General features: G+C 62.4%; 14 protein-coding genes. 1 reads left to right on the top strand and 13 read right to left on the bottom strand.

The annotated features are described in order from the left end of the window. The 13 genes from AC5P5W_RS20465 to AC5P5W_RS20525 form a co-directional block, all read right to left on the bottom strand. Window positions 1-666: TrbL/VirB6 family protein (locus AC5P5W_RS20465; RefSeq protein WP_495204142.1), on the bottom strand; the 666-nt coding region annotated here is incomplete at its 3' end. A gap of 83 nt (window positions 667-749) precedes the next feature. Beyond that, the gene (locus tag AC5P5W_RS20470; RefSeq protein WP_414611706.1) at window positions 750-1,688 is read right to left on the bottom strand and encodes a hypothetical protein; all 939 of its coding nucleotides are present in this window, start codon (window positions 1,686-1,688) and stop codon (window positions 750-752) included. Beyond that, window positions 1,618-4,065, bottom strand: a complete 2,448-nt coding sequence (locus tag AC5P5W_RS20475; RefSeq protein WP_164077063.1) for a VirB4 family type IV secretion/conjugal transfer ATPase — start codon at window positions 4,063-4,065, stop codon at window positions 1,618-1,620. The genes AC5P5W_RS20470 and AC5P5W_RS20475 overlap by 71 nt, the downstream gene beginning before the upstream one ends. Before the next feature lie 81 nt (window positions 4,066-4,146). Then, a complete protein-coding gene (locus AC5P5W_RS20480) occupies window positions 4,147-4,455 on the bottom strand; it encodes a VirB3 family type IV secretion system protein (RefSeq protein ID WP_019660289.1) in 309 nt (102 codons plus the stop codon). Beyond that, window positions 4,448-4,855: a TrbC/VirB2 family protein gene (locus tag AC5P5W_RS20485; RefSeq protein ID WP_495221417.1), complete on the bottom strand. Its 408-nt coding sequence runs from the start codon at window positions 4,853-4,855 to the stop codon at window positions 4,448-4,450. The genes AC5P5W_RS20480 and AC5P5W_RS20485 overlap by 8 nt, the downstream gene beginning before the upstream one ends. Window positions 4,856-4,928: 73 nt before the next feature. Beyond that, window positions 4,929-5,912, bottom strand: coding sequence for a lytic transglycosylase domain-containing protein (locus AC5P5W_RS20490; RefSeq protein ID WP_069118279.1), 984 nt, complete (start codon window positions 5,910-5,912; stop codon window positions 4,929-4,931). A 3-nt stretch (window positions 5,913-5,915) separates the two neighbouring features. Further along, window positions 5,916-6,959 (bottom strand): P-type DNA transfer ATPase VirB11, encoded by a 1,044-nt coding sequence (gene virB11, locus AC5P5W_RS20495; protein WP_049408142.1) that lies wholly within the window; start codon window positions 6,957-6,959, stop codon window positions 5,916-5,918. Between the two features lie 14 nt (window positions 6,960-6,973). Then, on the bottom strand, window positions 6,974-8,245 hold the full coding sequence (locus AC5P5W_RS20500; protein WP_049442499.1) for a TrbI/VirB10 family protein: 1,272 nt from the start codon (window positions 8,243-8,245) through the stop codon (window positions 6,974-6,976). Further along, window positions 8,242-9,021: a TrbG/VirB9 family P-type conjugative transfer protein gene (locus AC5P5W_RS20505; RefSeq protein ID WP_014037652.1), complete on the bottom strand. Its 780-nt coding sequence runs from the start codon at window positions 9,019-9,021 to the stop codon at window positions 8,242-8,244. The genes AC5P5W_RS20500 and AC5P5W_RS20505 overlap by 4 nt, the downstream gene beginning before the upstream one ends. Then, on the bottom strand, window positions 9,018-10,073 hold the full coding sequence (locus AC5P5W_RS20510; protein ID WP_049408147.1) for a VirB8 family type IV secretion system protein: 1,056 nt from the start codon (window positions 10,071-10,073) through the stop codon (window positions 9,018-9,020). The genes AC5P5W_RS20505 and AC5P5W_RS20510 overlap by 4 nt, the downstream gene beginning before the upstream one ends. 89 nt (window positions 10,074-10,162) lie before the next feature. Then, window positions 10,163-10,609 carry a hypothetical protein gene (locus tag AC5P5W_RS20515; RefSeq protein ID WP_180834930.1) on the bottom strand — a complete coding sequence of 149 codons (447 nt, stop codon included), beginning with the start codon at window positions 10,607-10,609 and terminating at the stop codon, window positions 10,163-10,165. Between the two features lie 424 nt (window positions 10,610-11,033). Continuing rightward, complete coding sequence (locus AC5P5W_RS20520) at window positions 11,034-12,713, bottom strand: type IV secretory system conjugative DNA transfer family protein (protein WP_495221418.1); 1,680 nt, start codon at window positions 12,711-12,713, stop codon at window positions 11,034-11,036. 35 nt (window positions 12,714-12,748) lie between these two features. Continuing rightward, window positions 12,749-13,006, bottom strand: a complete 258-nt coding sequence (locus AC5P5W_RS20525; protein ID WP_014647581.1) for a hypothetical protein — start codon at window positions 13,004-13,006, stop codon at window positions 12,749-12,751. Between the two features lie 130 nt (window positions 13,007-13,136). Between AC5P5W_RS20525 and AC5P5W_RS20530 the strand changes: the two genes are divergently transcribed. After that, window positions 13,137-13,556, top strand: coding sequence for an HD domain-containing protein (locus AC5P5W_RS20530; protein ID WP_053495383.1), 420 nt, complete (start codon window positions 13,137-13,139; stop codon window positions 13,554-13,556). The last annotated feature ends 43 nt before the right edge of the window (window positions 13,557-13,599 follow it).

Here is a 13,599-nt window from a genome sequence, read left to right on the forward strand (position 1 = left end):
CAGCTGCTTGGTCTGGTCGAACAGCAGACACAGAATGAACAAGGGACCCAGGCCGATGAACAGCGCCAGCGCGACCTCGTAGAGCAGCAACATCGCACCAGCGGTGACGGCCGGACCGCCCGTGCCCATGCCGATGAACCAAAGCGCCCGCGTCTTGTCCGCCTGCAACCCTGGATCATTCAGGATCTTGATGCCATCAATGCTCGACAGCGCCACCTGCATCCACGCCAGGCTCTTGTCGATCTGGTCTTCCGGCTGCTGGTCCTTGCCGGTCACCACGTGGGTGATCAGGCCTTTGACGTCCTCGTTGAGGAATTTCTGCAGGTTGCTGCCGAACATCGCCATGCTGGTGGCAACACTCACAATCAACGCCGCGCGCGCCATATTGGTCACCAGCACCATCATGGAGTCGCGACTGCGGCCGGTGACGATCCGGAAGCCCTGGATCAGTACCCACAGCGTCATCAGCACCAGGGCAATGCCACCGACCCAGGACATCATGCGCCCCATCAGGTCGATGCCGTAGTCACTGATCCTGTCGCGCAGGTAATCCATGATCAGCTTGAAGAAGACGAAATCGCCGATCGACTGGACACGCACAGCGTAGCCCAGCAGATCCTGCAATCCGCCTGAGAAATCAAAGTTGGCCAGCCACCTGATCGTCATTTCCACAATCCCTTGGTAATTCCGTTACTGCATGAAATGCCGCATTGCTTTGCAGCGCATGTCTACGTATTAGCGGCCTGCGATCACTTGACGCTGAGCGCGGCCTTCAGTGCGGTGGTCTTGACCATGTCGCTGATCAGCTGCTTGGTCGGGTCCCCCTTCAATGCGGCCTGCGCCACCACCTTCTGGTTGGCCTCCATGACCTCGATATAGGCATCATAGGATTTCATCCGTGCTTCCCAGCTCTGGGCAAGTGCGGCAATGTCATTGGCGGTGCGGAGCGATTCGCTGTCGGCACCCTGCACGGTGCCCTGATCGTTGTTGGTCAGGCGGATCTTGAGGATGCGGGTCAAGGAGTTGTTGATGCGCGGAACGGTCTGGGTCAGGAAATCGATCGCGTCGTTGTACTTGCGGTTCTGCATCATCCGGATGTTGACGCAGATCTGCATCTGCTGCTCCTTCACATCCGCCTGCGGATTGAACACGAACACCTTGAAGGCGGACTCCAGGCTGAAGTCCAGCGCCTTGCCGCAGGTTTCGGCAACCAGATAGTTCGGTGCCACCGGCACCAACGGCGCGCTGTCGGGCATGCCGAAGCTGTTCACCGCCGCCTGCACCTGGATCAGCGCCTGGCGATACTGCTCCAGCGTGCGGATCCAGCGGGTGTTCTGCTCGACGTACTCGGCCGCGTCCTGCGCTTTGGCCGCGTAGACGGTCGCCTCGGTCTTGTAGGTGTTGATCTGATTGAGCAGGTGCTGGATGAGGCTGGTACCGGTCTCCTGCACGGGAATCCAGGCGCTGACATTGCCGGTGCCGAGCGCCATCACGGCTGCCACGGTCATCGCTGCAAGACGGGGCGCGCGGCGGCGGGGCGAGGAAGCTTGCTTGGTATTATTCATATCAGTCTCCATTGATCGGAACTCGTAGTCTTCGGGCAGGCCGTCTCGCGGATCAGGTAACAGTGTCGCGCGCTGCGGCAGCCGCCTTGCCCGAGCCCTTTCGATTCTTGTAGAAATCTTCAAGCCACTGTTCCGGCGTCAGCTCATCCACCGTCACCCGTGCGCGTACCGCAGCTGTCTGCAATACCCGATGCATGATGTCGATGTTGTCAGTGGACGCCGAGATCACCGACAGAATGTCATCCATGCCGCGCAGGTTGAGCTGGCACACACTGGACGCGTGACCCTGCTTGACCAGGAAGCAGCGCGAGCGCTCGTCCAGGGCAGTGACCACCTTGAACTCGGCCTCGGTCAGTTTCAGGCCGTCCATGTAGTCGCTCTTGCTGGCGTTCGGGTTCGGCAGCAGGATCAACGTGGCAGTCTGCTCGATCAGCGCTGCCGAGATGTCGCTCTTCAGCGCGTCCTCCGGGCTCTGCGTCGCGAAGATGCCCAGGCCATTCTGCTTACGAATGGTCTTCTGCTTGTTCTTCGCGAACTCCTTCAGGCCACCTTCGCCATCCAGGATCTTCCAGAATTCGTCCATCACGTAGATCAGCGGACGACCATCGATCAGCGACTCCAGGCGGTGCAGCAGGTAATTGATGACCGGCACGCGCACTTCGGGATTGTCGATGATGTCGGTGTAGTCGAAGCCGATGATGTTGGCCTTGCTCAGATCAACGGTGTCGACCGGATTGTCGAAGACCCAGCCCAGCGAATTGCCCGAGGTCCAGCGCCGCATGCGCGCGTAGAGGCCATCGTCACCCATGTTGGGCAGGCTCTTCTGGAAATTGGTCATGCTGCGCAGATGCATCGGCGTATCGAGCATGCTTTCCACCGCGCGATAGATGTCTTCTTCCTCGCGGGCGCTGTACTCACGCTTGCCGGCCAGCACCTTGATCAGGTCGGCCAGGAACTGCACGTTGGCTTCGTTGTTCTCGCACTGGAACGGGTTGAAACCGGTCGGCGCGCCGTTCTCCAGGGCCAGATAGTTGCCACCGCAGGCGCGCACGAAGATCTCCGCACCACGATCCTTGTCGAAGAAGAAGATGGTCGGTGACGGCTCGTACTTCTGAACCTGGCTGAGCAGGAAGTTGATCAGCGCGGTCTTACCGGTACCGGACTTACCAATCACCATGGTATTGGCGATCGCCTTCTCGCCCAGCGAGTTTTCCGACGGATGGGTCGCGTGGAAATTGAAGTAGTACGGCTGGCCGTTGGTGGTCTGCAGCGTGGTGACGCAGTCGCCCCACGGGTTGTTGTGCTGCTTGCCGGTGGCGAAGTTGTGCAGCGGCGACAGGCCCAGGAAGTTCAGCGAGCTGACATTGGCCAGGCGGGTACGATAGCGCCAGTTGCCCGGCAGCTGCGAATAGAAGGACGAGGTGACCGCAAGGTCTTCCTTGGTCGACACGAAGCCGGCGTTGGACAGCTCGGCGCGGGTCGATGCGACGTTCTGCGACAGCTTGGCCTGAGTGTCACCGTAGACCGCCATGATGAAGTGGTATTCACCCAGCACGAAGTTGCCGGACGACAGCTGATCCATGGCCTGGTCGAGCTCGACGATCTGGCTGACCGCCTTGTCGCCGGAGGAGATCATCATGCCCTTGGTGCGATCGAGCACCTTCAGCGCGTCCTGCCGCCCCATCGGGCTGAACGAATGGGTGATGACGTACTCGTAGTCGAGGTACTTCAGGCCGTTGAGGATGCCCGGGTAAGTGCCCTCGGCATACTCCTTGATGTTCAGAATGGCGCCGAAGTGGTTGGCACCATTGGGGGTATTGATCGCGAAATCGCCGGTCTTGGCCGAGAACATATGGCGGCTGACAGGCAGGTAGTCCTTGATCGGTGCCGACAGCACCGGCACCGGCTCGTCGATGCGATTGATCAGGTAACCGAACAGCTCCAGCGTTTCCGAGAACACCACGCCGTTCTTGGCCTCGTACATTCCCAAGCGGTATGGCGCATAGTCCCGGATGACGGCCTCGACGTTGCCGGCCAGCTCCATCAGCTTTTCGACCGCCTGCTCCTGCTCGGCGCGCAGCTTGTCCACGTTCGCCGACTTCTCTACGAAGCGCTTACCCGCCACCACGGGGCGGTAGATCATGGTCAGGTACAGCTCGTTCTGCATGATGCGCTGTGAGGACAACATGCCCATGTACTGATCGGACACATCCTGGTTGAAGCGCTGCTTGTAGTTGCTCTTGCCCTTCAGGGTGCGGCGACGACGGATGTCGTGCACCCAGAAGGCGACGTTGACGAAATCCGGCGCGCGCAGCGTCTGCAGCAGGCGGTTGAACGTGTTGTGGCGATGTTCGAGCTCCCACTCCTCGCGGCCGACGAACGGCAGCCCTTCCAGATGCCAGGTCAGCAGGTAATCGCCGCCCGTGGTCTTGACCACGTTCGGAGCGACATGCGACGACAACGGAATGAACTCACTGATGGAGGTGTCAGGGCTGAACATACGACTGCTTCCAAAGAGGTAGTGCCAAGGAGTTACAAAAGACCCGGCGGGTGCAGACGCCCGCCAGGCCGGATCCGGACCTCAATCCATTCGGGCCGGCTTGTCGCGGTAATGGTTGGGGTTGAATACCCACATGCCATCGTGTTCCTGCACGTTGCGGACTTTCAGCTTGAACATCAGGCGCAGGCCCAACAGGCGGAAGATCATTTCGTCACGCTTGGCCATCTGCCGCATGATGAAGACCGCCACCGGAATGGTGAGCAGGAACCAGAAGTTCGTGTACATGCTGAGCAGCAGCAACCCACCTGCCACCATGAAAAATGGCAGGTAGGGGACGCCCAGGAACATCGCTGGGCGCGTGCAGCCGCGGAACACGACGTTCTTATGCACTGTAGTACTGGATCACGTGGTTGATCAGGTGGGAGGTGCTGGTGCCACCACCGCACTTGCCGTCGCTACCCTCGCCCAGCAGCATGCGCGCAATCTGGCCGGCGGCACCGATCAGCACGCCACCGATCAGGATCGGCGCGACGTCACCGATGCGCTTGTGCGCGAAGGCGATCTGGTAGCCGGCGAAGATCACCGCAATGGTCACGACGGCGATCGAGGCCATGTTCAGCAGGCCGTTGATGTTGGAGAAGAAACCGCAGACCTTCTTGTCGGTGCCGCCGAAGTCGGTGCCGGTTGCGAACACCTGCGGGGCGAACAGTGCGCCAACGAAGATCGTGGCCATCAGCAGGGTCTTCAGCGTGCGCTGGGCCTGGACGAGGTCGAGATTGGATCGCTTCATGGATTGATTTCCTTGTTGATGGACTAACACAACTGAATCGGCCAGCCGGGGGACTGGCCGCACCACGACTTCGTCAGAACACGAAGGCCGCATCCCCTGCGGGAATCTGCTGCACCGGTGCGGCCTGCACCGGCGCGTTGTACGAATTGTCGGTACCGGCCACAGGCTGGTTACGCTCGCTCCAGGGCCGCAGCATCACTGGCCCCTCATTGCCGGCGCCAGCCGCGCCCGGCAATTGCTGCGGCATGGCCATCGCCTGTGCGGGGCCCTGCTGTGGCAGCTGCTGCGGCATGCCGCCGGCCTGCTGCTGCGGATAGGCGCCCGCCTGGGCCGGCTGCGCCTGCGGCTGCATCATCCGATCCACCGAACCCAGTACCACCTTGGACAGTGCCTGGTCGGCGATGTTCAGGAGGCTGCCCCGCGCCATCGCCCCGGTGGACGGGTACACGACATAGGCGCGTGCGGGATCTTCCGACGGCACGTACACGGGGCCATTGGATTGAGCAACGATGCGCGCCTGCGCCGGCGAAGCCAGCTGCGGGTGATGCTCGACCTTCACCGCGCGGCGCTCCCCCCGACTGACCACGTCGATCGGTGCGACACCATTACTGGCGACCTGCTGCCCGCGGCGGATCGAGTCGTAGATCTTCTGCACGTAGCCATGACGGAAGCCGGTCTCGAAATTGCCCGAGTAGTAGCAGCTGAACGACTTGCCCCAGTCACCACCGGAGCGCTTGTAGCACTCGGCGAGGATGCGCGAACCGGCCTGCAGGTTCGGGCACTGCTGGAAGGCCTTCTCGTAGGAATCCAGGCCGTACTTGCCCAGGTTGTAGCGATTGACCTGGGCCAGCCCGATCGAGAAGTTGTAGCCCTTCTCTTCCAGCATGCGCACCGTCGCCAGTGCTTCATCCAAGGCCTTGGGCTGGCGCACCAGTGCACCGCCAACCACGCCGATCGCGTAGGGATTGCGCGACGATTCGACGTTGATGACGTGCTGCATCACATCCATCGACACGGCCATCTCCGGGCACGCCATCATTTCCAGTCCTGGCAGCATCCTTCAGCCCCCCTGCCCCTGGGCACGCCCAGGATTGAAGTCGATGCCGGTGATGTAGCGCGAGCCGGCATGCGCCTTGATATGCACGACGATGTCGATGGTCATCATCAACAGTCGCTTGATCACGTTGAATTCCAGGCCCGAACCTTCGGTCGAGGCCTTCACCATCAGCGCCAACTGGTCCCAGGTCTGCTCCGGGCTGCCCGCATGGCAGCTGGTGATCGAACCCGGATGACCGGACGCGCAGTTGCGGATGAAGTAGAACGCCTCGTCACCGCGCAGCTCGGCCAGGATGATGCGTTCGGGCTTCATGCGCAGGCAGGCTTCCATGCAGCTCTTGGCGCTGACATTGCTGGTGCTTTGTCCACCCTTGGAATACAGCAGGTGCACGACGTTGGGCTGGGTCAGGAACAGTTCGCGCGCGTCCTCGATCGTGACCAGGCGCTCGCTGTCCGGGATATGGTTGACCAGCGCCTTCATGAAGGTGGTCTTGCCGCTACCGGTCGCACCCGATACCACAATGTTCTTGCGGTACATCACCGCACGCCGGAAGAACTCGGCGTACTCGCGCGAATGGCGCAGCTCCAGCAGCTCGCGATCCTGCTCGCTGATGCTGCCATCGGTTTCCAGGATCTGATTGAAGAAGCCGTCTTCGTGATACTGGCTGAGCGACTTGGTGTGCTTGGACGGCAGACGGATGGTGATCGACACCTTGCCTGCATCACATGCCGGCGGAATCACGAACTGCGCACGCTGGCCAGTGGGGAACGTGAGCGACACGACCGGATCGGCATCGGTGATGCGCTGGCCGGTGTTGCTCTCGTTCACCACCGCCGTGCAGAACTGCCGGGCCCGCTCGAAGGTCAGGCTCGGCACGTCCACCCGCTGCCACCCCGCCCGGGTTTCCAGGTACAGCTCACCGGGACGGTTGATGCAGATTTCCGTCACTTCCGGAGACGTCATGTACTCGGCGATGCCCAGCACTTCGTACTGATAGCGCAGGAAATCGCTGGAGACGAGGGCGAGGGGTGACACTTCGGCGTCCATGATCGTTCGTTGGGTTACCGGCGGGGGTGCAGCACGTTGGTGAAGTCGACGTCCTTGGCGACGTAGACGTTCACGATCGTGCCCTGGTTGATGGTGACGGTCGGCGGACGACGGTTGCTGCTGAGTGCCTCGTTGGCCAGGCGCTCCATCGTGCGTGCGGTAGCACTCTCATAGGGCGACTGCACCGTCATGCCGTTATTGGCGATGGTGGTGGTCTCCGGACCGTGTTCGGCGGCTGCGTACTTGAAGGCATCGGAAATCAGGCTGATCATCAGCGCCGAGGCGATACGGCTGCCCCAGTGCGCGCTGTACTGGCCCGGATGACCGGCGCCCCCCAGCTGATCCACGCCCGGGCTGGACATCGCAACGTCGATGCCATTCGGAGTGGTGATGCGATCCCAGATCACTTCCACGCGCTTGCCCATCGGACCGCCGCCGTAGGCGCCATAGATCTTGGAGCCCTTCGGCAGCAGCAGGTTGCGACCGTTGATCGAGTACACCGGCTCGGTCAGCAGGCACGAGGTATAGCCGGCGAGATCGGTGATGATTCGGGTTTCCAACACGCAACGCAGGTAGGTGCCACGCACCAGCAGCGCGTCGGGGCTCTGGATATAGGTGGCGCTGGAGACATCCTCGACGTCCGGGCCGCGGCGAACCTTTGCCGGCGCCGCCTGATTGTTGGGCAGCTGGGCCAGCATGGCACGGGTGTACTCATCCATGCCGCGGCCGCCATTGCTCCCGTTGCCATCCTGTCCATCACCACCACCCACCCCGCTCCCGGAGCCGATGCGGCGGTCCAGCAAAGTCGGGCCACGGTCCATCTCGCGCGCCGAATCGGACTGGGGAACGAACAGCGGGGTGGAATCCAGCGGCGGCGGCGGTAGCGGCGGCGTCATCGGAATCGGATCAACCGGTTGCATGGCCTGGGAGGGCACCGGACTCGTCTGCACGGCGTCCGGCAGAGTCGGCGTAGACACGCGCGCAACGTCCGGCACCTTCTGCACAGCGTCCTTGTCATCCTGGCCCTTGCGGAACAGCAGGAAACCCATGGCCACCAGCAGCACCACGATGCCGCCCAGGAACAGCAGCGCCTTGCGGTTCAGCCGCTGCTCTTCGGCCGAGCGCAGCTGCGGCGCGGCCGCATCCAGATCCGGCGCAGGCTCGGCCTGGGTCGTGCCGAAGTACGGGTTCGACTGCGCGTCCGAAGCACCCTGTGCGCCGTACGGGCTCTGGCTCTCGTCGCGTCCGTTGTTCGGGTCGTTTCCGGGAGTGTTCTGCTGGCTCATTTCTTCACGTTCCTTCGCAGGCCGACGACGAAGTCGCCGTGGCGGATGACCAGGTACGGGTGTGTCCCGTGCACGATCAGCGTATTGCCTTCAACCGTGGTGTTGACCACGAAGTCTTCACCGTATTCTGTTTCACGACCAAACACCGCCGGGAAGATGCCGGTCTTGTACTCCGGCGAATTCGGCAGTTTCAGGTAGGTGAAACGACCATCGTCATAGGCGTTGACCGGGATCAGCCACCCCATCTTCTTCGCCTTGCTGGTCGAATAGGAGTAGTTGAAGTTGTACTGGCGGTCCTTGGCCAGTTCCGAGCTCAACAACGGCTTGGCCTCTTCCTCGACCGCTTCCTGGGCGACGCCGAACACGGTGTCGTTCGGATAGACGAAGGCGATCTTGTACTGCACACCGGCACGACGGGCCTGTTCCAGCTGGCGCCAGTCGGTGGCCACCACCTTCAGCTCGAAGATGTAGGAATGGGTCTCGGTGCGCACCATCATGTTGGTGTCGACGTCGACGTTCTTCGGCTTGAGGTAGAACACGTTCTCGCGACGGGTCAGTTCCCAGCCGCTGCTGAAGCCGGTGCTGTAGTCGAGGATCTTCTCGTTCGGGCTCAACTCGATCTGGGTGGTCAGGCCCAGGCCGGTGCGAACCGGATAGATACGGTCCTTCTCGTACTCGTAGTGGTCAACCGCCTGCGCCATCGCCGCTGCTGAGAACAGCAACGACAACATCGACAGCAGCGCCAGCGCGCTTCCCCTGATATTTCGACTACTCATCGGTTGCTTGCTCCATCAGCAGTTCCGGTGGAATTGTTCTGCGCCGGCCTCATGGCCGGCTGTCCGGGCATGGCCTGCCCCGGCATTGCTTGCCCCTGCACCGGCTGACCCGGCATGGGTTGACCCTGTACAGGCTGTCCCGGCATTGCCTGGCCCGGCACCTGGCCGTTGACCGGAGCCGCGACCGGCTGGCCGGTGGCCGGATCGATCATGGTGGCCGCGGCCGGATTGTTGGGATCGTAGACACCCTGTGCCTGCTGCGCCGCCTGTGCGGCCTGCTGCGCCTGCGCCTGCATGGCGCCGTCATCCGGCACCGGCACGCCACGCGAGTAGTCGTTGTCGACGCGGTACTCGGTGACCTGGAACGCCAGTGGGTTCAGGATGCGATCCTGTTCGGACAGCGCCAGGTTCTGGTTGTAGCTGAAGCGCATCGTCACCAGCTGGTTGTCCAGGTAGGTAGAGACGCCGGTGCGCTTGTCCAGCAGGCTGCGCTGTATGCGCACCGAAGCGCCGCGGAAGCTGCCGTTCGGCTCGGCCCCCAGTGGCGTGATGCTGAGGATCTTGACCCGGATGGCGCGCTCGCGACCGTACATCACGAACGGGTTCTGCGGATTGTTGCCGGCATAGCGGACACGCATGGACTGCGCCACCGGATCGGTGGACATCACGAACACCAGTTCCCAGTCACGCAGGCCCATCACCGCCGAGTCATACGATTCGCGCGCGAGCACGTACTGGGCGACGTTGCTGCGATTGATCGCTTCGTTGGTGGTGATCGTCTCGCCCTGGAACGTGCCACTCAAACGCGCGACGGTCGCCGTACCCGTGTAGGCATCGGCCATGACCAGGAACGGCACCTTTTCCTTCAGCGGCAGCATGTAGTAGTAGCCGCCCGCCAGTGCGAGCGACATCAGCAACGAGCCTGTGGCGACCCACCACGCACGCCGCTCGCTGCGGCGCGCCATGTCGGCCACGGTGATCTCGTAGCTGACCGCCTTGGCGACCGACTGCTCGACCTTGGGACTATTGCCGGGATCCTTCTTGCGGAACATGGATTCTTCCGTACTGCTGAAACATCAATGGGCGTGGCACCCCTGCGACAGGCGCGGGGAGCGGCACGTTCGATGATTTCGAGGTGGACTCAGGTGCCGCTGTTGGAATCAGCGCCCTGTGCCGACGCGGTCGGCGTCGAGCCAGCGCTCTGCACAACGATCTGGTTGCCAACGATGGAGACGGAGATGCCCTGCGCTGCATAGGCCGCCGTCAGATCGATCACGGCCTGCTGAGCGTTGGTGGTGTCGATGCTGGAGACCGCGCCGTACAGGGTGAAGTCCGAGCTCAGGCGGTAATCCAGCGTGCGTCCGGAATCCTTGGCCCAGCGCTCGAGCATGGCTTTGAGCGTGCCATCCATCGGCGAGGCCTGGTAGACGTAGCTGGAGTACAGCGGGATCTCGGTGGGTGCCGCAGCAAAGCGGTTGACCGGCTTCCAGCGGCCTCCGAAATCGGGAGCGGACTTGGTGGCGCAACCGGCCACCATCAACGCCGTCACTGCGGCGATGGACATTTTCGCGATAAACGCCTGATTCATACGGGCTTCACTTTGACGTACGAAAAAGCAGTCCCGAGCATTGGCCCCCTGGTCGTCCGGCGCTGCGTCGCGCACGCCGGAATCGGAGCGACGCACTGACTGGCAGCACACCTGCTCCGGCTCCCCTGCAGCCAACGGCTGCCAACCAAGTCGCGGGGCCGCCAGACACTGCCGACGACACACCCGCATACCTCACCAACGTCGAAACCATCCTTGTTTCATGGCACAAACTCCTGGCCACCCTGCTCTACAACATCTGCCATCCATCACACATTTCTGAACGACATGCACAGGGTCGCACAACCACGCGTCAATTCCATGTCAGACAAGTCTGAAAATCCATGAACAAATGCCAAATTCTTGACCGAAATCACGAATTCACATTCTTAACTACGAATGGTGATCACAAATTCAGCGACGTGAATTAGACGTTCAGCATCGGAACGTCCACCTTCGGCAGCAGCCTCGAGGTGAAGTAGCGATCCTTGTAGTACCGGATCTTGTCGCACTTCACCGGGTGAGGTATCCCCTCGTACAGGAACACCTCCATGTCCGGCCCCATCGCCTTCAGCTCCTGCGGCAGCATCAGCGCGCGCCGTTCCTCGGTGAAGTTGTGGGTCTTCTCGCGGGCATGGGTGACGTTCTTCCTGCGCACCGTGGTGTAGCCCAGCATGTCCGAATAGTCGTTGGCATCCTGCTGTTCGCGCGGCGCGTACAGGATCTGCAGCGCGTGGTTGGTGATGATCGTGCGAGAGACTTCCCGGCCGTAGGTGGCGTCGAGTTGGGACATGCTCTGGATGATCGGCAGCAGGCGGATGTTGTAGCCGGCCATGTAGGAGACCGCCGAGGCGATGATCTCCACTTTGCCGATCGAGGTGAATTCGTCCATCAGCAGCAGGCACTGGTACTTCAGGTCCGGGTTGGACTTGGGCAGTTCCTTGGTGTTGAGGTTGATCAGCTGGCTGAAGAACAGGTTGATGATCAGCCGGCTCTCGGCCAGCTTGTTGGGCTGGATGCCGATGTAGATGGTCATCTTCTTCTTGCGGACGTCGGTCAGCAGGAAGTCGTTGCTGCTGGTGGCCTTGTCCAGCACCGGGTTGATCCAGGGATTGAGCGGCTCCTTGAAGGTGCCCAGGATCGAGGCGAAGGTCTCATCGGCCTGCGACAACATGTTGGCGAACGCCGAACGGGCATTGGCACTGAGGAACGGTCGCTCCGACAGGGTCTTGAGGTACTTCTTCAGGTCGGTGCCGTCGCCGGAGGACAAACGGTACACCGCACCGAGCGTGGGCGTGCCGGCGCCGCCCGGGAAACCGCTGCTGCGCTCGTCGTCGCAGTTCTCGAACAGGTACAGGGTAAAGGCCATGAACGCATTGCGTGCCTGGCTGACCCAGAACTTCTGGTCCTCGGCCCCGTCTGGGTACAGCATCGCGGCGATGCTCATCAGGTCCGACACCCGGAAGGCCGGATCGTCGGAGACGTAGCTGAGCGGGTTCCAGCGGTGCGTACGCCGGTCCTCGGCGAAGGGGTTGAACAGGTAGATCTCCTGGCCCTGGCTGGCGCGCCAGCCGCTGGTCAGGTCGAAGTTCTCCTGCTTGATGTCCAGCACCACCAGCGATTCGCCGTACTCCAGCAGGTTCGGGATGACCACGCCCACGCCCTTGCCCGAGCGGGTGGGCGCGGCCAGGATCACGAACTGCTGGCCATCCAGGCGCACCAGCTTGCCGCCATGGCTGCCGACCACGATGCTCTGGCCGGTCTTCTTGAACATGCCGTGCTTGGCCAGGTCGGCACCGGTGGCGAAGCGCGCGTCGCCGTGCAGCGAGCGCTTGTCCTTCTTCAGCAGCAGCACCAGGCCGGCCACCAGCAGCACCAGCAGGGGCAGGCCGAAGCCTACGTAGCCCGCCCATTTGATCTTGCCCACGAAAGGCGCGACCTGCGGTTGGCCGATGGCGTGGACGTACTGGTAGTAGGTGTTCCAGGTGAACAGCTGGGTGTCCAGCCCCAGGAACAGCAAGGTCAAGTAGCCGGAGAACACGAAACCAAGCAACAGGGTCGCCAGCGTGATGATGGCGATGAGCAGATACTTCTTACTGGGCAACACCCGAATCCTCCATGATGCGCACGCGGCGCGACGGCCTAGCGGTGGCGCCAGCGCGACGCCTTCTTCCGCAGGTGGTTCTCGTTTTCCAGCCCGGGCTCCTCGCCCTCTTCACGCACCAGTTGCAGCAAGCGTTGGCGCGCTTCGGCCAGTGATATCAGGTCGGTCAGACGATCCCCATCGTCGGCGACGACCGCATGGCCGACCACATCGCCGGGAGCGTACACCGGCTCGTGGGACACCGCTACCAGCTGGTAGCGGCCACGGGTTTCCAGCACATGCCTGAATTCCTGCATCGCACTCCTCCTTGTCGGGGCAACACTGCGCCCCCTGCCCCGCCATCATGCCGGTGGCAGCGTCATGGGCGCATCCACAACCGCTGCGGCTTCTGCGCGAAACTGTGCGCGGATATCCAAGGAAGCCGCAATGGACTGGGTAGCACTTGCCCGCACGCTGGCCACCGAGGCCCACGCGGGGCAGATCGACAAGGCCGGCCAGCCTTACATCGGCCATGTGGCGCGGGTGGCGGCTGCGGTGTGCGGCGACGATGACGCCGAAGTGGTGGCCTGGCTGCATGACGTGGCCGAGGACTGCCCGGCGTTTGCCGCGCGGATCGAGGTATTTCCCGCACCGCTGCGCGAGGCGGTGCAACTGCTCAACCGCGATGCAGCACCCGACGCGGACAGCTACTACGCGCGCATTGCCGCCCACCCGCTGGCACTGAAAGTGAAGCGCGCCGATCTGGATGACAACGCCGATCCGCAGCGGCTGGCGATGCTCGATGCGGCGACGGCCGCGCGCCTGCACGGAAAGTACGCTCATGCCCGGGCGGCGCTGGGCATCTGAGCCGGGCGCGACGAGGCGCGGCGGGCCGGCGTGTCACCGATCA

The organism is Stenotrophomonas sp. YJH_SMC_123, from assembly GCF_059368215.1.